The organism is Williamsia sp. z71 (genome assembly GCF_059553375.1).
The window spans coordinates 235,462-258,833 of the sequence record NZ_JCANWX010000001.1; the positions used below are offsets into that span (position 1 = coordinate 235,462).

General features: G+C 64.8%; 23 protein-coding genes. 11 read left to right on the forward strand and 12 right to left on the reverse strand.

Going from position 1 to position 23,372, the window contains the following annotated elements; all coding sequences use genetic code 11:
* Window positions 1–79: 79 nt before the first annotated feature.
* Window positions 80–883 carry a FadR/GntR family transcriptional regulator gene (locus AC51GR_RS00975; RefSeq protein ID WP_496322760.1) on the reverse strand — a complete coding sequence of 268 codons (804 nt, stop codon included), beginning with the start codon at window positions 881–883 and terminating at the stop codon, window positions 80–82.
* Window positions 884–977: 94 nt separating this feature from the next.
* Between AC51GR_RS00975 and AC51GR_RS00980 the strand changes: the two genes are divergently transcribed.
* From AC51GR_RS00980 to AC51GR_RS01000, 5 genes are read left to right on the forward strand one after another with little or no spacing between them, the layout of a single operon-like run.
* Entirely contained in the window at window positions 978–2,126 is a 1,149-nt protein-coding gene (locus AC51GR_RS00980) for an acyl-CoA dehydrogenase family protein (protein ID WP_496322761.1), read from the forward strand.
* Window positions 2,123–3,094, forward strand: coding sequence for an acyl-CoA dehydrogenase family protein (locus AC51GR_RS00985; RefSeq protein WP_496322762.1), 972 nt, complete (start codon window positions 2,123–2,125; stop codon window positions 3,092–3,094). Before AC51GR_RS00980 ends, AC51GR_RS00985 begins: the two co-directional genes overlap by 4 nt.
* 31 nt (window positions 3,095–3,125) lie before the next feature.
* Window positions 3,126–3,905: an enoyl-CoA hydratase/isomerase family protein gene (locus tag AC51GR_RS00990; protein ID WP_496322763.1), complete on the forward strand. Its 780-nt coding sequence runs from the start codon at window positions 3,126–3,128 to the stop codon at window positions 3,903–3,905.
* Window positions 3,905–5,119: an acyl-CoA dehydrogenase family protein gene (locus AC51GR_RS00995; RefSeq protein ID WP_496322764.1), complete on the forward strand. Its 1,215-nt coding sequence runs from the start codon at window positions 3,905–3,907 to the stop codon at window positions 5,117–5,119. Before AC51GR_RS00990 ends, AC51GR_RS00995 begins: the two co-directional genes overlap by 1 nt.
* The gene (locus tag AC51GR_RS01000) at window positions 5,119–6,228 is read left to right on the forward strand and encodes an acyl-CoA dehydrogenase family protein (RefSeq protein WP_496322765.1); all 1,110 of its coding nucleotides are present in this window, start codon (window positions 5,119–5,121) and stop codon (window positions 6,226–6,228) included. The genes AC51GR_RS00995 and AC51GR_RS01000 overlap by 1 nt, the downstream gene beginning before the upstream one ends.
* Window positions 6,229–6,279: 51 nt before the next feature.
* Here AC51GR_RS01000 and AC51GR_RS01005 read toward each other — a convergent pair whose 3' ends face one another.
* The 5 genes from AC51GR_RS01005 to AC51GR_RS01025 form a co-directional block, all read right to left on the reverse strand.
* The gene (locus AC51GR_RS01005) at window positions 6,280–7,998 is read right to left on the reverse strand and encodes a class I adenylate-forming enzyme family protein (RefSeq protein ID WP_496322766.1); all 1,719 of its coding nucleotides are present in this window, start codon (window positions 7,996–7,998) and stop codon (window positions 6,280–6,282) included.
* Window positions 7,999–8,035: 37 nt separating this feature from the next.
* The gene (locus AC51GR_RS01010) at window positions 8,036–9,226 is read right to left on the reverse strand and encodes a MaoC family dehydratase (protein ID WP_496322767.1); all 1,191 of its coding nucleotides are present in this window, start codon (window positions 9,224–9,226) and stop codon (window positions 8,036–8,038) included.
* A gap of 15 nt (window positions 9,227–9,241) precedes the next feature.
* Window positions 9,242–10,225, reverse strand: a complete 984-nt coding sequence (acuI, locus tag AC51GR_RS01015; protein ID WP_496322768.1) for an acrylyl-CoA reductase (NADPH) — start codon at window positions 10,223–10,225, stop codon at window positions 9,242–9,244.
* A gap of 95 nt (window positions 10,226–10,320) precedes the next feature.
* A complete protein-coding gene (locus tag AC51GR_RS01020) occupies window positions 10,321–11,076 on the reverse strand; it encodes an SDR family NAD(P)-dependent oxidoreductase (protein ID WP_496322769.1) in 756 nt (251 codons plus the stop codon).
* Window positions 11,073–12,596: a class I adenylate-forming enzyme family protein gene (locus AC51GR_RS01025; RefSeq protein WP_496322770.1), complete on the reverse strand. Its 1,524-nt coding sequence runs from the start codon at window positions 12,594–12,596 to the stop codon at window positions 11,073–11,075. Before AC51GR_RS01025 ends, AC51GR_RS01020 begins: the two co-directional genes overlap by 4 nt.
* Window positions 12,597–12,669: 73 nt before the next feature.
* Here AC51GR_RS01025 and AC51GR_RS01030 point away from each other — a divergent pair, with 73 nt between their 5' ends.
* The 6 genes from AC51GR_RS01030 (at window position 12,670) to AC51GR_RS01055 (ending at window position 18,843) form a co-directional block, all read left to right on the forward strand.
* Window positions 12,670–13,827, forward strand: a complete 1,158-nt coding sequence (locus AC51GR_RS01030) for a CaiB/BaiF CoA transferase family protein (protein WP_496322771.1) — start codon at window positions 12,670–12,672, stop codon at window positions 13,825–13,827.
* Window positions 13,827–15,089 carry an acetyl-CoA hydrolase/transferase family protein gene (locus tag AC51GR_RS01035; RefSeq protein ID WP_496322772.1) on the forward strand — a complete coding sequence of 421 codons (1,263 nt, stop codon included), beginning with the start codon at window positions 13,827–13,829 and terminating at the stop codon, window positions 15,087–15,089. Before AC51GR_RS01030 ends, AC51GR_RS01035 begins: the two co-directional genes overlap by 1 nt.
* A complete protein-coding gene (locus tag AC51GR_RS01040) occupies window positions 15,089–15,853 on the forward strand; it encodes an enoyl-CoA hydratase/isomerase family protein (protein ID WP_496322773.1) in 765 nt (254 codons plus the stop codon). The genes AC51GR_RS01035 and AC51GR_RS01040 overlap by 1 nt, the downstream gene beginning before the upstream one ends.
* Window positions 15,854–15,931: 78 nt before the next feature.
* Window positions 15,932–16,318, forward strand: a complete 387-nt coding sequence (locus AC51GR_RS01045) for a TA system antitoxin ParD family protein (protein WP_496322774.1) — start codon at window positions 15,932–15,934, stop codon at window positions 16,316–16,318.
* Complete coding sequence (locus AC51GR_RS01050; protein ID WP_496322775.1) at window positions 16,315–16,887, forward strand: ATPase; 573 nt, start codon at window positions 16,315–16,317, stop codon at window positions 16,885–16,887. The genes AC51GR_RS01045 and AC51GR_RS01050 overlap by 4 nt, the downstream gene beginning before the upstream one ends.
* Window positions 16,888–16,989: 102 nt before the next feature.
* Entirely contained in the window at window positions 16,990–18,843 is a 1,854-nt protein-coding gene (locus AC51GR_RS01055) for an HNH endonuclease signature motif containing protein (protein WP_496322776.1), read from the forward strand.
* Window positions 18,844–18,865: 22 nt separating this feature from the next.
* On the opposite strand, the gene AC51GR_RS01060 is transcribed toward AC51GR_RS01055, so the two are convergent.
* Genes AC51GR_RS01060 through AC51GR_RS01085 form a run of 6 tightly spaced genes read right to left on the reverse strand, consistent with a single transcriptional unit; the run spans window position 18,866 to window position 23,369 of the window.
* Window positions 18,866–19,699, reverse strand: coding sequence for a TauD/TfdA dioxygenase family protein (locus AC51GR_RS01060; protein WP_496322777.1), 834 nt, complete (start codon window positions 19,697–19,699; stop codon window positions 18,866–18,868).
* A 3-nt stretch (window positions 19,700–19,702) separates the two neighbouring features.
* Window positions 19,703–20,299, reverse strand: a complete 597-nt coding sequence (locus AC51GR_RS01065) for a carboxymuconolactone decarboxylase family protein (protein WP_496322778.1) — start codon at window positions 20,297–20,299, stop codon at window positions 19,703–19,705.
* Window positions 20,299–21,042 carry an SDR family NAD(P)-dependent oxidoreductase gene (locus AC51GR_RS01070; RefSeq protein WP_496322779.1) on the reverse strand — a complete coding sequence of 248 codons (744 nt, stop codon included), beginning with the start codon at window positions 21,040–21,042 and terminating at the stop codon, window positions 20,299–20,301. The genes AC51GR_RS01065 and AC51GR_RS01070 overlap by 1 nt, the downstream gene beginning before the upstream one ends.
* The gene (locus AC51GR_RS01075) at window positions 21,039–21,872 is read right to left on the reverse strand and encodes a TauD/TfdA dioxygenase family protein (protein ID WP_496322780.1); all 834 of its coding nucleotides are present in this window, start codon (window positions 21,870–21,872) and stop codon (window positions 21,039–21,041) included. Before AC51GR_RS01075 ends, AC51GR_RS01070 begins: the two co-directional genes overlap by 4 nt.
* 43 nt (window positions 21,873–21,915) lie before the next feature.
* Window positions 21,916–22,476 carry a nuclear transport factor 2 family protein gene (locus tag AC51GR_RS01080; RefSeq protein ID WP_496322781.1) on the reverse strand — a complete coding sequence of 187 codons (561 nt, stop codon included), beginning with the start codon at window positions 22,474–22,476 and terminating at the stop codon, window positions 21,916–21,918.
* A gap of 32 nt (window positions 22,477–22,508) precedes the next feature.
* Window positions 22,509–23,369, reverse strand: coding sequence for an SDR family NAD(P)-dependent oxidoreductase (locus AC51GR_RS01085; protein ID WP_496322782.1), 861 nt, complete (start codon window positions 23,367–23,369; stop codon window positions 22,509–22,511).
* Between the last annotated feature and the right edge of the window lie 3 nt (window positions 23,370–23,372).

Here is a 23,372-nt window from a genome sequence, read left to right on the forward strand (position 1 = left end):
TTTCCATCTGCAACACAGCTGAAGCTGTGTACTGCAAGCTCTTTGAAAACTTCACAGTGTGAGCCACCCGCGGGCAGGCTCAGATGCGGGACCGTCGACTGGACTGGATCGTCTGGCGCGACATGGCTGCCGACGCGTTGACGACCCGGTCGCCATAGCGCTCGAGCACGAGCGCCTGCGTTGCCGCGAGGTGAGCGCGGGCATAGCGTGCGGCCTCCTCGACATGGCCGGCGGCGATCTCCTCGACGAGGCGGCGGTGGGCGTGCACTGCGCCCTCGGCTTCGAGTTGCGAGGGGTACTCGCCGTGCCTGGTGCGGGCCTCAGCCCAGGCTTCTTCCTGTGCCGACCAGAGTGCGACGTAACTGCCGACGGCGTAACGAATCGTGGCGTTGGGAGTGAAGGCGACCACCAGGTCGTGGAAGTCTCGCGCGGCGTTGGTGAACTCGACACCGTTGGTCAGGTGGTCGACGGATTCGTCGATGGCCTTGGTGAGCGCGGGGACGACGACCTCGAGGCGGTCCTCGCGTTTGGCGCATTCCGCGGCGCACATGGGCTCGAGCATCTGAAGTCCGTCGGCGAGGTCCTTGAGGGTGACGCGTCCGGCCTGGAGCGAGAGCCCCAGGTGGTAGGCGGCCGACGTCTCGTCCGGTCGGTGGACGTCGGCGCCGCCGACGTTGCCACGACGGACCGTGACCAGGCCTTCGGTCTCCAGAATGCGCAGGGCTTCGCGGATCGAGGGGTAGCTGACCCCGAAATCCTTGACCAGCTGTTCCTGCGTGGGGAGACGATAGTGGTCGTCGCCCAGGATGTTGTCCCGCAGCTCGTCGGCAACGGTTTCGGCAATCCGGCGCTGTGGAACACGGCGGCTCTGGGCAGATGTCACATTCGCCACCTTATATTCACCCCGTCAGCCTAATCCGTGGAGACTTACCATTCAAGTATTCCAATCCTTATGAGGATAGAGCTAACATGCAGTCATGGACTTCACGTTGGGTGAGGCAGCGAGCGCGCTTCGCGACGATCTTCGCTGGCTGATCAAGGAAAATGTTCCGGCAGAGTTTCGGGGTGCGTTCACCGACGACCCGGACGATCTCGAAACCGCGCAGGCCTTCTGTCGTTTCCTCGCCGATCGTGACCTGCTCTGTATGGCCTGGCCCGAGGAGTTCGGTGGCCGGGGCGCCTCGGTCTGGGAGCAGACGGTGGTCCGCGAGGAGATGTGGGCACATCACGAACCGCGCGGTGCCCAGTACATGGGCGTGAACTGGGTGGGGCCGACAATCATGCGGCACGGGACATCGGAGCAGCAGCAGTTACATCTGCCGCCGATCGCGCGCGGTGAGGTGATCTGGTGCCAGGGGTTCAGTGAGCCCGGATCTGGCTCCGACCTGGCGTCGCTGCGCACCGCGGCCCGACGTGAGGGCGACGGGTGGAGCATCTCAGGTCAGAAGATCTGGACGTCGTACGCCACGATGGCGCAATGGTGTTTCCTGCTCGCCCGCACCTCGTCCGGTGAGCGGAAGCAGCACGGACTGACCGTCTTCCTGGTGCCGATGTCCGATCCGGCGATCGAAGTCCGGCCGATCCGCGCGATGCTGGGTCCCCATCACCTCAATGAGGTCTTCTTCAACGACCTCAAGGTCACGCAGGCTCAGGTCCTCGGAACCGTGGACGAAGGATGGAAGGTCGTCCAGGAGGTACTCGCATTCGAGCGGGTCGGCATCGCCCGGTACGCCCGCTGCGAGCGACTGCTGCAGGAAGCGCCTGCGGTGATCGGGGATGCGTGGGACGACCTGCCCGCGGAACTCCACGCGCGCTGGGCCCGGATGTTGGTCCACTGTCGTCGGGCCAGGCTGCTCGCGTATCGGGTGGTCTCGATGCAGAGCGACGGACGGGTTCGGCCGGCGGACGCCGCGCTGTACCGGATCGCGGTGACCACGCTAGATCAGTCCAGCGCCAACGTGCTGACCGAACTCGCCACCTACGCACCCCTGACCGGGGACGAGGCGGAACGATTCCGGCTGGACGTCCAGGCGCACTGGAGCTACTCGCAGGCTGCGACAGTCGCGTCGGGCAGCATCGAGATGCAGCGGATCCTGCTCGCTCGCAACCTTCTGGCGGCATCATGAACATCGATTTGAGCCCTGAAGCCATCGAATACGGTGCTGCGGCACTGCGGGCGTTCGAGGCGGCCGGTGGTGACCGGCTTCTCGAAGAGGCAGAGGTCGATCCGGCGGGCCGGGGACGAGCACTGGAATCGGTCTTCACGGGACTCGGTGCGTGGGAACTCGATCCCCGCGGCGACGCCGACGAACTCGAGGCGGCGGCTGCGCTGTGTCGCAGCGCCGGCTACTGGGGTATCCCGTATCCGGTGGCCGAGCGTCTCGCCAAGCCGACCGACCTCGATGTCGACGGGTTGGTGGTGGTCGCCGATCATGGTCCGGCCGCCGCCATCGCCGACATCGACCTGCGGTGGTCTGCGGTCGCAGTCAGTGGACTTCGCAGTTCCGTCACCGTTCTGCCGGCGACGGCCCCGCCCCGGACATCGGCTTTTGTCGCACCCTTGGCGCTGACCCCGATCGACACCGATGGCGACAAGGATCTCGCTCTCGGACTGGTGCTGCCCTGTTGGACGCTGCTGGGCATGCTCGACCGGGCGCTCGAATTGACCCGCGCGCACGTGCTCATGCGGGAACAGTTCGGCAGGCCGCTGGCCCAATTGCAAGGCGTGCAGTTCCAGCTCACTGATGCCGAGGTCGAGCGCAGCGGTGTGGAAGTGCTGGCCAAGTACGCGTTGTGGAGCATCGAGGCGGGCCTGGACGAGGCCGTCGACGATGCACTGGCACTGCGGTTGGCCGCGGTGGAGGCCGCCGATGTCGTGTTCCGGATCGCTCATCAGCTGCACGGCGCCACCGGGTTCTGCGACGAGACCACGCTCTCGTGGCTCTCGCGGTACAGCCTGCCGCTGCGGCGGTTGCCACTGGGCCTGTCCGCCACCGGTGCGGCGCTCACCACCCGCGTGGGACGTAAAGGGCTGACCGGTCTGTTCAGCAACACCATTGCCCCGGCGCCCGAGCCGGTGGCGATTGTTCAATGAAAACCCGTTCAGTGAAACCATTGGGGGACTGGTGAAGTACGACCTGCCCGACGAGCTGACGGTGACGAGCGAAGGTTCGATCCGCACGGTGACCATCGACCGGCCCGATGACCTGGGTGCGGTGAACAAGAACCTGCACTGGGCCCTGGCCAACGTCTGGCGGCAGATCGCCGCCGACCGTGACGCCGCCGTCGTGATCCTGACCGGCGCCGGCCGGGCGTTCAGTGCCGGCGGGGATCTCACCTGGATCACCTCGTTTCTCGACGATCCGGTCGGTCGCGACGAGAGCATTCGCGAGGGCGCCGAGATCATCGACGAGATGCTGCGGTTCCCGTTGCCGATCATCGCTGCCGTGAACGGTCCCGCGGTGGGTCTGGGATGCAGCATCGCGGTGCTGTGCGACATGGTGCTGATCTCGGAGAAGGCGTATCTGGCCGACCCACACGTGGCAGTGGGGCTGGCCGCAGGTGATGGGGGAGCGGCCTTTTGGCCGTTGCTCACACCGATCCTGAGGTCGCGGGAGTACCTGTACACCGGTGATCGGATCCCGGCGGCCACCGCGGTCGAACTCGGTCTCGCCACCCGTGTCTGCGCCCCCGACGAACTCGCCGGTTCGGCCCGCGCACTGGCGGAGCGCCTGGCCGCGCAACCCCGAGAAGCGTTGCAGAGCACCAAACGGATCGTCAACATGCACTTGAGCCAGGCTCTGGCCGGGCCGCTGCAGGCCGGGTTCGCCGCTGAGGTCGTCACGATGCAGACCGAGGAGCACCGCAATCGCCTACTGGCACTGGTCGAACGGACGCGTACCTGATGACGGCAGAACGCGGCGGCTTCCAGGCCGAGAACTCTCAGATCGATGACTTTCGGGCGACGGTCCGGGATTGGTGTGTGGCGCACATACCCGCGAACTGGCGGGCGGCACAGACCAGTGTGTCGGACGAGGCGTTCGTCCGCTTCCAGAAGGAGTGGTTCGCCGAGTTGAACGAGGCCGGCTACGCCGTGCCGCACTGGCCGGCGCAGTGGGGTGGCGGCATGTCCGTCGAGCAGCAGGTGGTGCTCTATCAGGAACTCGCCGCCCACGACGCACCACGATTGGTCTTGCCGTTCGTCTCCATCCACCATGCGGCCTCCACGTTGCTCGCCGCGGGTACCGAGAAACAGCGGCAGCGGCACCTACCGGCGATCCTCGATGGTGAGATCTGGTGTCAGGGATTCTCCGAACCCGGTGCGGGCTCGGATATGGCCGCGCTCAAGACATCTGCCCGCAAACAGGGTGAGGCGTACGTAGTCAACGGCCAGAAACTCTGGGCCAGTGGTGCGTTGCACTCCGACTGGTGCCTGCTGTTGGCGCGCACCGACCCGGACGCCCCGAAGCGCCGCGGCATCTCCTACTTCTTGCTGGACATGCAGACGCCCGGCGTCGAGGTCCGGCCCATCCGTCAGGCGACCGGGGAATCGCACTTCTGCGAGATCTTCCTCAACGATGTGGTGATCCCCGCCGAGAACCTCGTCGGGCCGGAGAACGCCGGCTGGCAGGTCGCGCAGGAAACGCTCGGTGCCGAACGCGGGATGACGATGTTGGAGTTGTCGGAACGGTTGGCACACGGCGGTTTCCGGTGGTTGGTCGAAGAGTGCTCCCGGCCTCGCCGCAATGGGTCCGTGCCACTGGATGATTCGCTCGTGGCGGATCGGCTGGCGATGCTGGAGACGAAGATCGAGGGATTGCGCCTGCTGTGTTCTGATTTCGCCACCAACGATGATCCCGGGCCCGCGGACGCCTCGATCGTGAAGCTGTTCTACAGCGAATTGCTGCAGGAACTGACCGACTTCGGTGCCGAGATCGCCGGGCTGTCCGCACAGACCCACCTGCGAAAACCGCTGTCGAGTGGTTGGGAATCGGGGTCCTGGGTCCTGGATTTCATCGGATCGTGGGAATGGACCATCCCGGGTGGGACCAGCGAGATACAACGAAACATCATCGGCGAGCGGGGCCTGGGCCTGCCGCGAGAACCGGCAGGAACCTGATGTCCACCGATAACCTCTCCGAACTGCACGATCTTTCCGACCTGCACCGGGAACTGCGGGCAGTGGCCCGCGATGTACTCGCCAAAGCCGAGGTCGGCACGCCGGTCGACTGGCAGTTGGTCACCGATTCGGGATGGCTGGGGCTGGAGGCCGCCGACGAATTCGACGGGGCCGATGCGACGTTCGCGGAGGTCGCCGTCGTACTCCGAGAAGTCGGCCGGGCGGTCGCCTCCGGCCCGTACCCGGCCGTCGCAACGCTGAGCCTGGGCCTGCTGGAGCTGTTGGCGCCGGCCCCCGGCCGAGATCAATTGCTGCGCGACACCGTCTCTGGCGGCGTGGTTCCGATCGTGGTGATCGAAGGCGAGTGTGATCTCGACGAGGTCGATCAACCATCATTCCGGGTCACCCGGACCGAGACGGGTTGGCAACTAGGCGGTGAGGCCGACCTGGTTCTGGACGCGCCGGTGGCCGACCGGCTCCTGATTCCCGCAGTCGACCCGGACGAACCCGGTGTCATCGTCGTCGTGGCACTCGATCGCGACGTTGCCGGGCTGGCCATCGTCGAACAGCCGGTTGTCGACCTGACCCGCAGTTTCGGCCGCGTGACGGCGGCGGACGTCGTGGTGCCGCCGGAATCGTTGTGGCAGTTCGAATCCGGTGGCCCGGAGGCGTTGCGGAACCTACATGATCGGGCTGCGCTGGCAGTGGCCTGCGACAGCCTCGGGCTCAGTGAAGCGGCAATGGCGACAACCGTCGAATATGTCGGGGTACGAGAACAATTCGGGCGCAAGATCGGCTCGTTCCAGGCCGTGAAACATGCCTGTGCCGACATGCTGGTCCAGGTGACGGTCGCACAGAAGCTCGTCGACGCGGCCGTTCGTGCCCTGGCTGCCGATCGGCCGGACGCCGCGGTGGCCGTTGCGATGGCCAAGTCGTTCACCGGTGCGATGGCCGTCGAGGTTGCCGGTGACGCGATGCAACTCCACGGCGGAATGGGCTACACGTGGGAGAGCGGCATCCACGTCTACCTCAAGCGGGCCATCCTGAATCGATCATTGTTCGGTTCGCCCGCACAGCACCGAGAAGCACTCGCCGCCAGACTCCGATAGTGTGCGGTTCTGGCGACGAAACCCGCAGGTGGACGTCGCCAGAACCCCACATCATCGGGGTGCGGGGGCGAGCCTCTTCGCGGCTAGCTCACGGATGTCGCTGGTTTTGATCTTGGCGCTACCGGTCAGAGTGATCTCGTCATCGGTGAAGAACAGAACATGGCGCGGCACTTTGTAACTCGCGAGTTCGGTCTTGATGTACGCACGGATCTCGTCGGGCTTCAGATCGGCGCCCGGATGCGGAACGATGCAGGCGACAACCACCTCGCCGAGCGTCTCATGTGGGACACCGACGGTACGGGTGACCTTGACGCCGGGATGGGCCACCAGGACCTCGTCGACCTCGAGCGGTGAGACGTTGGCGCCGCCGGTCTTGATGATGTCGGTGAGGCGTCCTTCCCAGAACAACCGGCCCTCGCCATCGACGTATCCACCGTCGCCGGTGGGGAAGAATCCCTCGTCGTCGACGGTCTCGCTCAGCGGGGTGCCGAGATAGCCGAGCATCAGTGTCGGTCCCTTGACGCAGATCTCGCCACGTTCACCCAATGGCAGGGTATCGCCGGTCAACGTGTCGACGATTTTGAACGTCACACCGGGGAGCGGCTCGCCGCTACTGCCACCGGCCTGTTCCTCGGTGGTGTTGGCCGGGTAAATGGCTGAGATGGTAAAGGTTTCGGTGTTGCCGTAGGCGTAGCCGGGTTCGATCCATTGCGCGTCGACCGACGGGTGGCGCGCCACCGGGGTGCGGTAATCGACGTAACGCAGGCTGCTCAGATCGGCGGTGGCCCAGTTGGGTGCGGATTCGAATTGCGCCCACTGATGCGGCCAGGCGAACGGGAAGTTCACCTTTTCGGACTCGATGAGCTCCAGCGCCTCGGTGGCATCGAAGGTAGTCTGCAGGACGAGTGAACCGCCGCTGGACAGCGTATTACCCAGCGCCATCGCGAAATTGCCCGACCAGAAGAATCCGTTTGCGCTCCAGCACCGGATGTTGTTCTCGGGGCCGAAGTGGTAGAGCCGGCGGAATCGCCACAGCTGGATCGCGACACCGCGATGCGCGCTGAAGATGCCTTTCGGTTTGCTGGTCGATCCCGACGAGAAGAACAGCACTGCGGTATCGCTGGGTTTCGTCGTGGCCGCGGTCGCCTCGACCAACTCCCGCGGTGAGGACTGGCCCCGGGCGACGAAGTCGTCCCAGCTCTCGATCGCACCCGGTAGACCGGAACCGTCCCCAACCGCTGCAAGGTGCCGAAGGAACGGGTATTTCGACGAGTGGAGCTCGCCGGGGGCGGCGTCGCTGATCGCGGGCTCGAGCTCGGTCAGCACCGACGCGTAGTCGGTCTTGAGAACCTTGCGGTCGAACAGCAACACCGAGACGGCGGAGACCTCGAGCAGGTAGTCCAACTCGGCGGCTGTCGAGAACGTGCTGAGGGTGACGGCCACGCCGCCGGCGAGTGAGGTGCCGAACACCGCGGTGATCCACTCGGGGCGGTTGGTCATGAGCACGCCGACCCGACCGTCTTTGCCGATGCCGGCCGCCTGCAGCGCACGCGCCACGGCGACCGACCGCTCCCACAACTCGGTATACGACCAGCGGATGACACCGTCGGGGGTGTGCATCACCAATGCCTCACGGTCGCCGTACAACTCGGTGACCTCGCGCAAGAAGCCCGGCATCGTCAGAGTGCCGAGGCCGGGCTCTTCGCTCAGCGGTGGACCCGATACCACCGAAAGTGCGGCGGTCGATTCGGTGGTGATCTGAGTACTCATGGCTGACCTCGTTGTCGTCTTGGCGTGCTGGGTCTGGTCAGATCGGGAGTTCGACCTCGGCCGTGCAGGTCACCAGGGTGGTGCCGTCCTGGCTGGTGAGCTTCAGCTTGATCTGCACAAGCGGTACGCCCCACTCGGATTCGGTGATCTTGTCGACGACCTCGGCATCGAAGTACGTGACGTCGCCTTCGAAGGCGGGGCCGCGGAAGTCTGCCTTGGTGTGCCGGACCATGCCGTCGTGGCCGGCCCAGTTGGCGAGGTAATCGGTGCACCAGGCACCCATCGTCGCGCCGTAACCGTAGGCGCGGGCCATGCCGACCTCACCGGCCTTGTCGGCGTCGATGTGACCGCGTGACGGTCCGACGTACAAGCCGTCCCGTTTGCGCGGATCGATCTTGGCGCCCTCTTCGTCGTAGCCGAAACCCTCGACCCAACCCGGATCCTGGTACACCCACGGATCGTCGACACCTTCTGGTGCAACCCAACCGAACGTGCCCCAGATGTTGAAGACGAAGGCGCGGTATTCGGTGGTGAAGCTGGCGATGCTGTGCGGACCGATCACCCGGCGATGGAGTTTGTCGCCGATGTTGACCTCATCGAAGTGGGGTGAGATGCCGAGACGATTGGACATCAGCCAATCGTCACGGAGTTTTTCGACCTCGATCAGTTCGTCGTTGGTCCACTTCTTGAGCGAACCGATCTGGCTGTCGTACATGCCGCGTTTGGTGGCCTCGGCCGCGAGATAGCGGATGGCGGTCGAGCGTTCCCGGGCGACCAATGCCCCGTGCTGGTTCTTGTGGGCGGTGTCGCCGCGGGAGAACATGGTGGGTCCGGCGAACTTCGTCTCGGTCACCTTGTAGTCGTGAAACCACCTGTCCTGGAACAGTTTGTCGCCCGGGCGAACGGGTGTCCCGTAGAACCACCACTCCTCGCCGCCGAAGATCAGGTGACTTTCGGGAATGTATCCGACGCAGGCCGGTGCGGCCCCGTGTCCGTAGTCCAGGCCCACCGCGATCGACTGCGGTGCGATGATCCCACCGAACTTCGAGTTGCGCGCGAACTCCTCGTCCCAGTGCAAGGGGTTGGGGTTGTCCATCGCCATCACCCAGCGGCGGATGTCGGAGCCGCTGCACGGATCGTAGAGTTGGCCGCCGCCAACGGGTTTGCCGACGCGGTGGTCGACGTCGGTCAGGTCGAGCTGGACGGTTTCGGTCTCGCTTGTGGTCATGTGTGTGCTCCTGATTCAGCGATTGACGTCGACAACGATGCGGCCACGCACGGTGCCGTCCATCAGCTGGTCGGCTGCGTTGATTGATTCGGCAAGGGAGATCTCGGTGGCGATCGATTCCAGTGCGCTCGGATCGAGATCGCGGGACAGGCGTTCCCAGGCGGTGATCCGCCGCGCCTTCGGTGCCATCACGCTGTCGATGCCCAGGAGTGAGACCCCGCGCAGGATGAACGGGGCGACCGATGCCGGGAAGTCCATGCCCTGGGCCAGACCGCAGGCGGTGACGGTGCCGCCGTAGCGGGTCTGTGCGCATGCGTTGGCCAGAGTGAAGCTGCCGACCGAGTCGACGACTCCGGCCCAGCGCTCTTTCTGCATCGGCTTGCCCTTTTCGGAGAGCTCGGCGCGGTCGACCACGGTCGAGGCTCCGAGTGCCTGCAGGTACGCGACCTCGGAGGTCTTGCCGGTGGAGGCGGCAACGGTGAACCCGGCTTTGGTCAACAGTGCGATCGCCACGCTGCCGACGCCACCGGTGGCTCCGGTCACGAGGATCTCGCCTTGGTCGGGGGTGACGCCGGCGTTGATCAGTGCCTCGACGCAGAGGCTGGCGGTGTACCCGGCGGTGCCGATCGCCATGGCCTGCTTGGCGGTGAACGCGGTGGGCAGCGGGACCAGCCAGTCGCCGTTGAGGCTGGCGCGTTGGGCGAAGCCGCCCCAGTGCGTTTCGCCGACGCCCCAGCCGTTGAGGACCACGCGGTCACCGGTGGACCACTCTCCGTGTGAACTGGCCGTGACGGTGCCGGCGAGGTCGATGCCGGGCACCATCGGGAACTTGCGGACCACCGGGGATTTGCCGGTGATGGCAAGGGCGTCTTTGAAATTCAGTGAGGAGTAGTCCACGTCGATCTGGACGTTTCCCTCGGGAAGCTCGGATTCCTCGACGTTTTTGAGGGCAACGGATTGCCCTGCTTCGCCCTTTTCGATGACAACTGCCGAAAACATGAAGAGAAGTCCTTTCAACCGCCCCAAATCGGGGCTGACAATGTGGCCGACATTACGTTAATCCTAGTAAGGATTGCAATGCTTGCTGGCTCGGTTCAGCGTGCTGTCCATCCGCCGTCGACGACGATGGTCTGGCCGGTGACATAACTCCCGGCATCGGAGGCGAGCCAGAGCACGGCACCGACGATGTCCTGGGCGGAACCTTCTTTCGGTAGTGGGGTGTTGCGGCGTAGGTACTCGGATGCGCGCTCGCTGGTGTAGAGCGGGTCGGTGATCTCGCTGCGGAAGAAGCCGGGGGCCACGGTGTTCACCCGGATCGAGTGCCTGGCCCACTGCACCGCGAGTTCGGCTGTCAGTCCGGACAGGCCGGCCTTGCTCGCCGCGTAGGAGGCCTGCGGGATCCCTGGGATGCCGACCTTGCCGCTGATCGAGGAGATGTTCACGATCGACCCCCCGCCGGCTTCGACCAGGTGGGGAAAAGCGCTCTGGGCCAACAGGAATGGGGCCATCAGATTCAGGCCGAGGGTCTGCCGGATGGCGTCCAGTGGTTCGGACTCCGCCTTCTCCTCGGTGAACATGCTGCCGGCGCCGTTGATGATGATGTCCGGTGGGCCGAGTTCGTCGACAACGGTGGGCACGATCGATCCGACCTGTTCGAGGTCGGACAGGTCGCACGCGACCGCGAGCCCGTTGATCCGCTCGGCGACGGCGCTCAGCTTGTCTTTGCGCCTGGCCACAACCGCCACCCGGGCACCTGCCTCGGCCAGGGTTTCGGCGACCGCGACCCCGAGCCCCGACGATGCGCCGGTCACGATCGCCACCTTGCCCTTGAGGTTGAACAGCTCGCTCACGCGGTGGTTCCCTTCGACGTCTTCGGCGCGCTGGAAACGCGTTGTTGCTCAACGAACTCGGCGAGTCCGGCTCGCTGCACCTTGCCCATGGCGTTCACCGGTAGGGCGCCGACCTGGGTCCAGGTCTCGGGCACTTTGTACCCCGAGACCTCCCGGCGGCAATGCTCCTTGAGCTCGTCGAAATCCAGGGCGGGAAGCGAACTCTCGACCACCGCGGCCACTCGCTGTCCGAGACGCTCGTCGGGGATCGGGTAGACCGCCACCCGCTCGACAGCGGGGTGCGTGCTGATCGCGCGTTCCACCTCGAGCGGATAGACGTTGGCGCCGCCTCGGATGATGACCAGCTTCTTACGGTCGATCACGGTCAGCCACCCGCCGGCGTCGACGGTGCCGATGTCGCCGGTCGGCAGCGGGCCCGGCTCGGTCGCCTCGAGCCCGTCCGGGCCCCAGTGGCCGAGCATGGGCCGCCACATGCCGGCCCAACGGCCGTGGGTGGACGGGGCCAGTTTCAGCTCGCCGGATTTGCCCGCCGGCAGTCGATTGTTGTTGCCGTCGTATGCGGCGACATCGAAATGCGGCAGCACCTGGCCGCTGGCCCGCACGCGCCACTGCCCGTCCGGTGGATCGATCGAGACGACGGTGGGCGCCTCGGTCAGTCCGTAGGTGACCCGGGGAATCAGTCCGTGGGCGTCGGCGAACTCCTGGCGCAGCGCGTCGGAGGTGTCACCGCCGCCGCTCCACACCTCGCGCAACGAGCTCAGGTCGGCGTCGGGACGGCGAGCGAGGTCGTAGAGCTGTGCGGGCGCACCGTTCCACACCGTCACGCGCCTGCTGCTGATCCACTCGATCAGCCCGTCGGCGTCGCGACGGTTCATCACCACCGCACATCCGCCGGCCTGTGCGGTGAGCAGCGTCGACAAGACCATGAGGTTGAGGATCGTCAGCGGGAAGCTGTCGCCCTTGCGCAGCTCGGGACCCCATCCGCGGGACTTGGTGAGGACGGCGCCGGGCAACAGCAGGTTTCGATGGCTGTGGACGACGGCCTTGGGGCGACCGGAGGTGCCGCTGGTGAACGCGATCCCGGCCGGGGCGTCGATGTCGGGCTCGACATCCGGTGCCTCGAAGTCGCTGTTCAACAGCTCGGACCATCGCTGCGGGTCAACACATTCCGGGCCGGTCACCTTGCCGTGCGTTCCCGACAGCACCACGGTGGGTCCGCACAGGTCGACGATGTCCTGTTGCTCGCCCGCCGACAGTGCTTCGCCCACCCCGGCCCAAATCGCGCCGATCCGCTGGGTGCCATGGAACGCGGCAACGATGTCGAGATCGTTGGGCAGACAGGCGGTGACGCGGTCGCCGGGGCGCACCCCCAGCGACCACAGTGCGCCGGCGGCCCGCCGGGCCTGGTCGTCCAGTTCGGAGTACGTCCAGATGCCGGATGCGGCCTCGACCGCGGGGGCATTCGGGCGGGCCGCGAGCGCGGCATCGAGGACTTCGCCGATCGGCTTGAAAATCTCCACCTGCTAGTCATACCACTATCCTTGTAAACATTGACCTGATAGCTTGAGTTCGTTGTCGAAGAGGCGGGTAGGGATGAAACACACAGGTCCGTTGGTCGGCGTAAGAGTGGTGGACCTGACGGCAATGGTCATGGGTCCTTACTGCACCCAGGTGATGGCCGACATGGGCGCTGACGTCATCAAGGTCGAGATCCCGGCAGGGGACAACACCCGATACATCTCGGTGGGTCCTGAACCGGGCATGGGTGGCGTGTTCGTGAACGTCAACCGTGGCAAGCGCAGCGTGGTCCTCGATCTGCGGACCGACGAGGACAAACAGGTGCTGCGTGACCTGATCAGCGACGCCGATGTGTTCATCCACTCGATGCGCGGGACGGCGATCGGCAAACTCGGTTTCGACTACGACGCGGTGGCGGCGATCAATCCGTCGATCATCTACACCAACTGTTACGGGTACGGACGCCGCGGCCCGGACGCGAACCTCACCGCCTATGACGACACCATCCAGGCCGAATGCGGCCTGCCGTTCGCGCAGGAGCAACTCACCGGCGAACCCGGCTACGTCGGCACGATCATCGCCGACAAGGTCGCCGGGATGACCGCGCTCTACGCCACCATGATGGCGCTGTTCCATCGTGAACGCACCGGTGAAGGCCAGGAGGTCGAGGTGGCGATGTTCGAGACCATGGCCGCTTTCATGCTGGTCGAGCATGCCGGTGGGGCGATGTTCACGCCGCCCCTCGGGCCGGCGGCCTACCACCGCGCGGTCTCGCCGAACCGGAAGCCATACCGCACCAAGGATGGACACATCTCGGCGCTGGTCTACAACGACAAGCAGTGGGATGCGTTTGTTGCCGCCGTCGCCCCGGAATGGGCGGGTGAGCATTTTGCCACCCTGAGCCAGCGTGCCGCCCGGATCAACGAGGTGTACTCGCTTCTGGGAGAGACCTTTTCCGAGCGGACCACCCAGGAGTGGCTCGACCTGCTGCGCTCGCTCGATATCCCGGCCGCACCGGTCCGGTCCCTCGATGAGCTGTTCGACAATCCGCATCTGGAGGCGGTGGACTTCTTCGAAGAAGTCGAATCCCCCTATGGCTCAGTTCGTTTCCCCGGACCGCCCACGTGGTTCTCCCGAACACCCGGCCGGATCGACAGCGCGGCCCCGAGGCTCGGTGAGAACACCGACGAGGTCAAGGCCCAGCTGCGTTCGGCCGGCGGGGCCTGGTCCTGATGGCGACCTCTGCGGCGGTCGACCTGAAACGGTTCCTGCTCCCGGGCGATCGGATCGTCATCGGTCAGGCCTGCGGGGAGCCCACCACCCTCGTCGAGGCCCTCATCGAGCAAGGGCACGAGGTCGGCGGACTCTCGGCGTTCATCTCGACCAGCTTCTCCGGGCTTTTCACGCCGGAAACGGCCAAGAGCTTTGCGCTGGCGAGTATGGGGGCCATGGGTTCGTTGCGGGTGATGAGCAAAGCCCATGCGCTGGATGTACTTCCGTGCCACGTCGGCCAGATAGCCCCGATGATCACCGCGGGGTACATGGGTTGCGACATCGCACTGATCCAGGTCAGTCCGGCTGACGCCGACGGCAACCACAGCCTTGGCCTCATCAGCGACTACGTCCAGGCCGCGGTCGCCAGGGCCCGCGTTGTCATCGCCGAGGTCAACGATCAGGTGCCATACACCTGCGGTGAGAAGATCCCCGCCTCCGCGATCGACCATGCGGTTCACGTCTCGCGTCCACCGGTGCAGGTACCGTCGGCGCCGATCACCGACACCGATCTGGCGATGGCCGAACATGCCGCTGCGTTCATCGGCGACGGCTCGGTGATCCAGATGGGCATCGGTGCGGTCCCGGAGGTGATGTTGCGGCTGCTGCGCGACCGGCAAGACCTGGGCGTGCATTCCGGCATGGTCGGGGACGGGCTGGTCGATCTGATCGAGGCGGGAGCGGTCACCAACGCCCGCAAACGGATTGATTGCGGAGTGAGTATCGCCGGGGCCCTGATCGGCACCCGGCGGTTGTACGACTTCGCGCATCAGAACCCGGAACTCCGGATGTGCAACACGGCGTACACGCATGAGGCCGCGGTGATGGCGCAATTGGACAACTTGGTCACGATCAATTCGGCGCTGGAAGTCGATCTGACCGGGCAGGTCAACGCCGAACAGAGCGGCGCCGCATATCTCGGCGGGACCGGCGGCCAGCTCGACTTCGTTCGCGGCGGCGCACGTTCTCCGGGTGGGCACGCGATCATCGCTCTCCCGGCGACCGCCAAGAAGGGGACGATCAGCCGGATCACCGCCGGGTTGTCGGGTCCGGTCACCACGCCGCGCAGCGATGTCGACGTGATCGTCACCGAGTTCGGTGCGGCGCAGCTACGGGGACAGACACTCGCCGAGCGGACCAAACGCCTTATCGCCATTGCGCATCCGGATTTTCAGGAAGACCTTGCCCGCGAGGCACACATAATTTCGCAGAGGGGATTCTAGTGAGTGACGCCGTCCTGTTCGACGCCCGCGAGGACGGGATCGCGGTCATCACGATCAACCGTCCCGACACCCGCAACTGCCTCTCGCTGGAAGTCCGCGAAGGTCTGCGCGAGGGCTGGGAGCGTTTCGAGAACGACGCCGCGCTGCGGGTGGCGATCCTGACCGGCGCCGGCGAGAGCTTCTGCGCCGGAGGCGATCTCAAGGAGATGGTCGCAACGCAGATGGCGGTGCCGCCACGTGACATGTTCGCCCTTCCCTACGACACCGTCGAATTGTCGAAGCCGACCATCGCCGCGGTCAACGGCTACGCCTTCGCCGGTGGCTGGATGATCGCGCAGGCCTGCGACCTGTGTGTGGCCAGTACCAGCGCGAAGTTTGCCGTCACCGAGGTCAAGGTCGGCCGGAGTTCGCCGTGGGCGTCGCCGCTGATCCACATGATCCCGCAGCGGATCATGATGGAAATCTTGCTCACCGGAAAACCGATCACCGCACAGCGGGCCTATGAGATCGGTCTGGTCAACCGGATCGCCGAGCCGGAGAATCTGCTGAGCGAGGCGATCGCCCTTGCGACGGACATCCTCGCCGGCGCGCCGCTGTCCGTGAAAGCTGCACGCGACACGGTGATGATCGCAACCGAGATGGGCCGGTCGGAGGCGCTGGTTGCCGCCAGGGCCGCTTCCGAAGACTGCTACAACAGCGCCGACGCCCAGGAGGGACCCACTGCGTTTTCGCAGAAACGGGCGCCTGTGTGGACTGGAGCCTGATCGAATCCCGAACTCGCGCCAGGTGGCCGTAGCTGGCTGCTACACTCGGTAGCACACTGCTACAACGAGGGGTTTGCGATGTCAGGAGCTACAGACAAGGTCACGCGCGTGGACGCCGACCTGGTCGACAGCGCGATCGCCGAAGGTCGCCGTCAACAACGAACCGGTCGTCAGCAACTCGAACATTGGGCACTCGTCGGCCGTTCGGTGACCGCGCACGAGACCGCCTCGGCGCGCCGGATCCAGGCGGTGTTGAACGGGGATCGGCCGACGACGGACCTGAGCAACGTCGAGGGACGCATATTCAACGCCGAGGTTCGGGCACGCGTCACCGAAGACCTGGCCAAGGCCGACTATCGCAGCACACTGGCCACGCGCGGTGTCACTACCGTGGCCCTCGACGAAGACGGTCGGTTGGTCGAATACCGGCCCGACGGCACCACCAAGGTCCTTGACGACGAGTGAAACGCCTAGACCTTGTTGTCGGCCCGAATGGGGCGGGCAAGTCGACCTTCGTCGAGCTGACGCTGCAACCGCTCCTTCCCCGAAGCGTGTTTGTCAATGCGGACCTGATCGCCAAACAGCGATGGCCCGAGCAAGCTCAGGAGAAGTCCTATGAAGCGGCTCAGATCGCGGCGGCGACGCGAAACCAATTGGTAGAGCAAGGGCGCTCGTTCATCGCCGAAACCGTGTTTTCACACGAATCGAAACTCGACCTGATCGGCGAGGCACAACAGGCCGGATTCGCGGTGGTCCTGCATGTGCTGCTCGTCCCGGAATCACTTGCGGTTCGGCGCGTGGGGTACCGCACCGAGTCGGGTGGTCATGCGGTGCCCGAGGCCAAGATTCGAGAACGGTTTCGGCGGCTCTGGCCCTTGGTGGCGGTGGCCATCGCGCGCGCCGACGAAGCCACCATTTACAACTCTGCTGTAGGAGTAGCGCCTTCTGTGATCGCCGAATACACCGCGGGAACTCTCGTCGGCGTCGCACGATGGCCGTCCTGGACTCCGCGAGTTCTCACCGCACTGTCGTAGCCCGCCCGGTGGGCGCCGCAACCGTCACTCGATCGGGGCGTATGTCCCCGATGTCCTGTGACTTCAAATCGATTGTCGTACCCCTCATCTAGAATCAAATGTATGTTCGAGGGGGATATCGAAGATACAGGTGGGGACGATGAAATCGGTCCTGTCGAGTCGCTGGGTGTCAACGAGTTGCTGCGTAACACCGAGCTCGCGATGGTCCAGCAGTCGCGAATGGAGTGGGAACGCTATGCAGCTGCGGCGATGCTGCACCGACATCTCGTTGAGCCCACTGCCGGGTCTGAGGCGGAGATGCGGGCGCTTGATCCGTTCGCGCAGTGTGCGGCGAGATTGTCTGCCGCACAAGGTCTGACGCAGCGGACTGCGGAGTTGCAGATCAACCGTGGGGTGGCGTTGCGCGATCGGCTGCCTGCGGTCAATGCGCTGTTGAAGGCCGGCCGGATCGCTGCGCACCATATTCCTGACATCATCGCCCGGACCGAGTTGATCGAGGGCTCAGCCCATATGGCCGATATCGATCGGGGGATCGCCGAAGCCCTGGAGCGGCGGGGGACGTGGTCCAAGGGTCGGATACGAGACATGGTCGATGCGATCATCTTCCGCCGGGACCCGGATCTGGTTCGTAAGAACCGGGAGGATGCGAAAAACAATCGCGGGGTGTGGGCCAACAACACCGACCACGGCATGGCAGTACTGGATGCCCATTCCACCGCTGAGGAATTGACGTTGATCATGGCCAGGTTGGAAAAACTGGCCATGGCCACCTGTAACGCTGATCCGCGGAAGCGGTCCGATCGGATGGCCGATGCGTTGTTCGCCACCGTGATGGGCCGTGAGTTCATGTGTGAATGCCCGAATGACCCGAAACATCCCTGCACCGCCGAGATTGTCACTGTTCCTGCCGGGCAGGTGATCTCGGGTGTGGACGTGAAGATCGTCATGCATGTGATCGCCGATCAGGCCACCCTCGAGGGCGCCGCCGACAACCCGGGCTTCATGGACGGACACGGCGTCATCTCCGGCGATCACGTTCGCGACATCGCGGCTCGCCCGGAAACGGTCCAGCGGCCGATGGGCAACAAGACTGCGCCCGCAGAGCCGGTACGATCTGCGTCCGCACTATCCGAACCTGCACAGCCCGCGCCAGCGCAGTCCGAACCCGCACCACCGCACTCGGAGACCGACCCAGCGCAACAAGCACCCGAGCAGCCCGAACCTGTGCAACCGGAACCCGAACGGCCTGAGCAGGAGACACCAAAACCGAAGCGGCCGAACGTGTACATGCGCGGACCGCAGAACCCACCAGCGGAGAACATTTCCGGCGACGACAGCGCCACTGCCACCGCGCCTTTCCCGCAAGTTGTTCCGCTGCCGGCCACCCAACCCGGCGACAAGTACCGGCCCTCGGTTGTCTTGGACACTTATCTCCGGATCCGGGACCTCTACTGCATGTGGCCCGGCTGTGAACACAAAGCCTGGGGCGCCGATCTGGACCACACCTGCGAGTACAACCACAACGACCCCGACGCCGGTGGCTGCACCCATCCCTCAGAGATGAAGACCCTCTGCCGTTTTCATCATCTGCTCAAGACCTATAGTGACTGGCTCGATGATCAGTACCCCGACCCCGAGACCGGACGGCCCCGGCTTGTCTTCACCACCCCCGAACACCGGAACTATCACGGCCCGGGATGGACCGGCGATGACCTGTTCCCGACACTGAGGTTGATCATCTTCGACGACCAACGCGGCTCACCAAGCCGGCCACCCCGAGCATCATCGCCATCACGCCCGCAGCACACCGACCGACAACAGTCGCGCACCGCTGCGAAGCATGCACGCCGACAGCAAGAGCGACTCGCCAATCGTCGGCTGCGTGAAGCAGCAGCGCGGGTCGCCCGGGAGCGAGCCGAGGAACGAGGAAGGAACGAACCGCCGCCGACCTACTGATGTTCGATGGCTGTGCGGTCACTCATTTGATCGGTTCCCGTCCGGCGACCGTCGAGCGGTTCATCACGCGAGGCTTCGACCAGTCGAAGGCGCAGGCTCGGTGCAATAGACCGTGGTTGTCCCAGACGACCAGGTCGCCGACAGACCAGGTGTGCCGGTATACCAAATCGGGTGTGGTGGCACGCTTTTCCAGATCCTCCAACAGTGCTCGGCCCTCGTCGAAGTCCATACCCTCGATGTGTGAAGCGAATGCTCCGATGACCAGCGAGCAGCGACCCGAATCGTGCTTCCAGACCAGGGGGTGCTTGCGTGGGGTTCGAGATGCCCACTCGTCGAGTTGTGCCTGTGTCGGGTTCGGGTACGACCGGCGCTGGATGGCTTCGAAGGTGTAGATCGCCTTGAGGTCGGCGAAACGCTCCTTCTCTTCGTCGCTGAGGGCGTCGTAAGCTGCATAGGTGCTGGAGAATTCGGTTTCGCCACCTTCGCCGGGGATCACGCGGGCGCTCAACATCGTCGCCTTCGATGCGACCTCGTCGGTCAGACCGTCGATGTGCCAGAACACGTTGGCCGCGAGGTACTCCGCATTCCCGTTGGCGGGATCGAAGCTGACCTCCATGATTTCCTCCGTGGCGGGAGGAACCGTGGGGAACTTGCGCAATGTACCGAGCTTGCTGCCGAATTCGACCTGGGCCCGGTCATCGGCATGGAGGTTGCGGAACAGTAGGACGCCGTACGTCTCGAGTGCTTCCAGGCATGCGCCGGGCAGGTCCTCGTCATTGAGTAGACGGTCGACGTCGACGTCGAGGATTTCCGCTCCGACATTCTCGCTGAGCTTCTTCAGGGTGATTGTTTGCATCGGTCATTCCTCACTTGTGGTGATCCCGGCGGGTAGGAAGGGGCGCAGCCCCTCCTCGGGCTCGATGCCGAAGGACCGCAACGCCATTGCCAGCATCGAGTAGCAACCGACCGTGAAGATCACGTCCATCAGCTTCTGCTCGTCGAACTCGCCGGCGAGCACACCCCACGTCTGCTCGTTCACGATGCCTTCGTTCAGCAATTCTTCTACCGATCGCAGAAGGGCCCGCTCGACCGGAATCCATTCCGGAGCATCAGGACCGGTGGCGACACGGGCGATCTCATCGGCGGTCACCCCGGCCCGGTCGGCCAGGATCACGTGTTGTGCCCACTCGTACTCGGCCTCGCGCAGGTGCGCGACCCGCAGGACCAGTAGCTCGCGTTCGCGGATCGACAACGAGGATCCGGACAGCAGGTGCTTGTTGAAGGTCAGGAAAGCCATGGCCAACGACGGATAGCGGGCCAGCGTGCCGAGTAGGTTGTCACCCGCCTGCCGGCCCTCTTCTGGGCCGGCGCCCGCCACCGACGAGCGGAATCCGTCCACGAAATCTTGCATCTCGGTGGACCAGTCCACGCGTTTGGCCGGAGCGATCCGGGCCACTACGTGTTCCGCCCGCCGTTGACTCCGATGATCTGCCCGGTGATGTAGCCGGCTTCCTCGCTGACGAGGAATGCGCAGGTGGCGGCGATGTCTTCGGGCTGACCGATCCGGCCGACCGGGGTCTTGGCAATCTGTGCATCGACGTCGACCAACCCGGTGTCAACGGTCCGCCGGAGCATCGGGGTATCGATGAAGCCGGGCGGCACGGTGTTGACAGTGATTCCGCGCCTGCCGAATTCGAGTGCCAGCACCTTGGTCAAACCGATCACGCCGGATTTGGCGGTCACGTAGCTGCCGAGTCCGGGCGATCCGCTGTGGACGCTGGAGGATGAGATGTTGACGATCCGACCCCAGCCTTCTTCGAGCATCTCCGGGATCACCGCCTGAGAGCAGTGGAATGCGCTGGTCAGGTTGATTGCCAGCGCACGATTCCAGGTCTCGAGGGTGATGTCGAGGAACGGTTCGGCGACGGTCAGGCCGGCGTTGTTCACCAGGACCGTCGGACGTCCCAGCGTGGACTTGACCTCGGCGATGGCCGAGTCGATCCGGTCGCGGTCGGTGACGTCGACGGCGAGGCCGATGGCCTTGCCGCCGGCCTTTTCGATCTCGACGGCCGCGGCCTCGGCAGCGTCGCCGTTGATGTCGAAGATGGCCACCAGATTGCCGTCGGCGGCAAAGCGTTTGGCTATCGCGTTGCCGATGCCGGAGGCTCCGCCGGTGACAATCGCTGTGCGATCACTCATTTGATCTTCTCCTGGCCTGCGATGGTGAGTCGGTGCATGACTCGGGGTTTGGTGTGGTCGAAGTCGCAGACGCGGTGAACCAGTCCGGTGTTGTCCCAGAGCACGGTGTCGCCCTCGGACCAGGTGTGCCGGCACACCTGATCGGGGGCGGTGGCGCGGGCCTGGAGGTCGGCCAGCAATGCGCGGCCCTCATCGAAGTCCATTCCTTCGATATGTGACACGGTCGCGCCCAGGACGAGCGAGCGTCGGCCGGAATCGTGTTCCCACACCAGGGGATGGTTCTTGACGGCGCGAGAGGCCCACTCCGTCAGCTGCTCCGGGGTCGGATCGGGATAGGTCAACCGCTGGATCGCCTCGAATGTGTGGATCACCCGGAGGTCGGCAAAACGCTCCTTCTCCTCCTCGGAGAGGGCGTCGTAGGCGGCGTAGGTGCTGGCGAACTCGGTCTCGCCGCCCACGGCGGAGGTGACCCGGGCTGTCAGGATCGAGGTCTTTGCCGCTGTCTCGTCGAGCAGTCCGTCGATATGCCAAAACGAGTTGCTGGCAAAGTATTCCGCGTTCGGGTTGCTGGGATCGAAACTGATCTCCATGACCTTTGCGGCAGCCGGTGGCACATGTGAGAAGTCGATCAGAGTGCCTAGATTCGCGCAGAACGCGGTTGTGTCCTCGTCGCTGGCGTGGAGCTCGGGCAACAGCAGAACGCTGTACTCCTCGAGAGCCTCTGAGACGGCGTCGGGTAGGTCGCGGTCGTTACGCAACCGGTCGGCGTCGACATCCAACAGCTTCGCTCCGACGGAATCCGACAGTCGCTCGACGGCAAGTGCGGTCATGGTCCTTCTCCTAATTACTGGGTTCGGTGTAGTGGTTGCCGGATCAGCTGGGTATGTGGGCGGCCCGGATGTTAGTCAGCGGGCGCTGATACGAGGGATCGTCCGTGCTGCGCGACGGCGTGCCGTTGAGGAAGACGTCCGGAACGTCGGCGAACGGGATGTCCATGGTCGGGACCATGCCCGACCACTCGATCGCGTTGGTACGCAGAGCGATCTTCCACTGGCCGTCGCGGCGTTCGACCCGGTCGATGTAGCGGCCCCCGGCAATCCAGTTGCTGTCGTCGCGATTTCGGCCGACGAACAGGTAGTACGTCTCGGTGTGGGCGACGTCGCCGTCGATGTCGCAGGTGTGGTTGAGCAGGTTGTGGTGGGTGGCGATCTGCCCCTGCTCGTGCATGGGGGAGGCCCACTCGTACAGGTCGATCGGTCCACCGACGAACTCGCCGGCGGCGATGGTGGCATCGGTGTGGAATGCCGACAGGAACAGGTCGCGATCGAACCGGTCCATGCCCCGGGAGAATCGGGTGAGGGCATCCAGAATTTCCTGGCGGTCGAGCAGTTCCTCCAGCTTTGCCTGCCGCTCCGGCGTGGCCAACGTACTCACGATGTCCTCCAGTTCATGTGGGTGATGCGATGTCAGACGGGCGACCAGATCGGGGCGCCCCGCGTGGAGCGCAGTGATGGAATCGCCCTGCCGTCAATGTCTTTGATGCCGTACTCGTCGCCGAGCTCGGCGGTGATGAAGGTTCCACCGGTGCGGTCGAGGAGATCGGGGTCGGTGAGTAGTGCCGCGATCACCCGGCCCGGATACTCCGGGGAACAACCGTTTTCCGGGCGGGTGGCTGCCTGAGTGGACAGCCCGCCGATCGCGGCCAGATTACGTTCTGCGCGTTCTGTGAAGGTCAGGCCCTGCCATAGCGAGATCGACGTGACACCATGCGGTTTCAACTCGATTGCCATGTCCCGCGACATTCGATCGGCGGCAGATTTGGCGGTACCGAACAGCACGCCGTAGGTGTAGGACACCCCGGTGTATCCGGAGATGGCCACCATCAGGCCCGACTTTTGTGGAGCCATGATCTGGGCGGCGTGCCAGGCGGCGACGAAGTTCGATCGCACTCCGACATCCATCATCTGCCAGTTGGACAGCGGCTTGCACCAGAAGGGATCCGGATCGGTCAGGTCGTCGGGTAACGCGAAGGCGTTGTTTACCAACAGGTCCAGGCGCCCCTGTTCCCGACGGACCTGTTCGAAGAGCGCGGCCACCTGGCCATCCCGGGAATGATCCACTGCGACGGCAATGCCTTTGCCGCCCAGCCGGTCACACTCGGCTGCGGTTTCACCGATGGTTCCGGGCAACGGGTCGATCCCGGCCGTCACCGTTCGGCCGGTGACGTACACCGTGGCGCCCTGCTGTGCCAGCGCCAGCGCGATACCTTTTCCGATACCGCGGCTGGCGCCGGTCACAACAGCGACCCGGCCTCCGAGAGAGTTCACCGG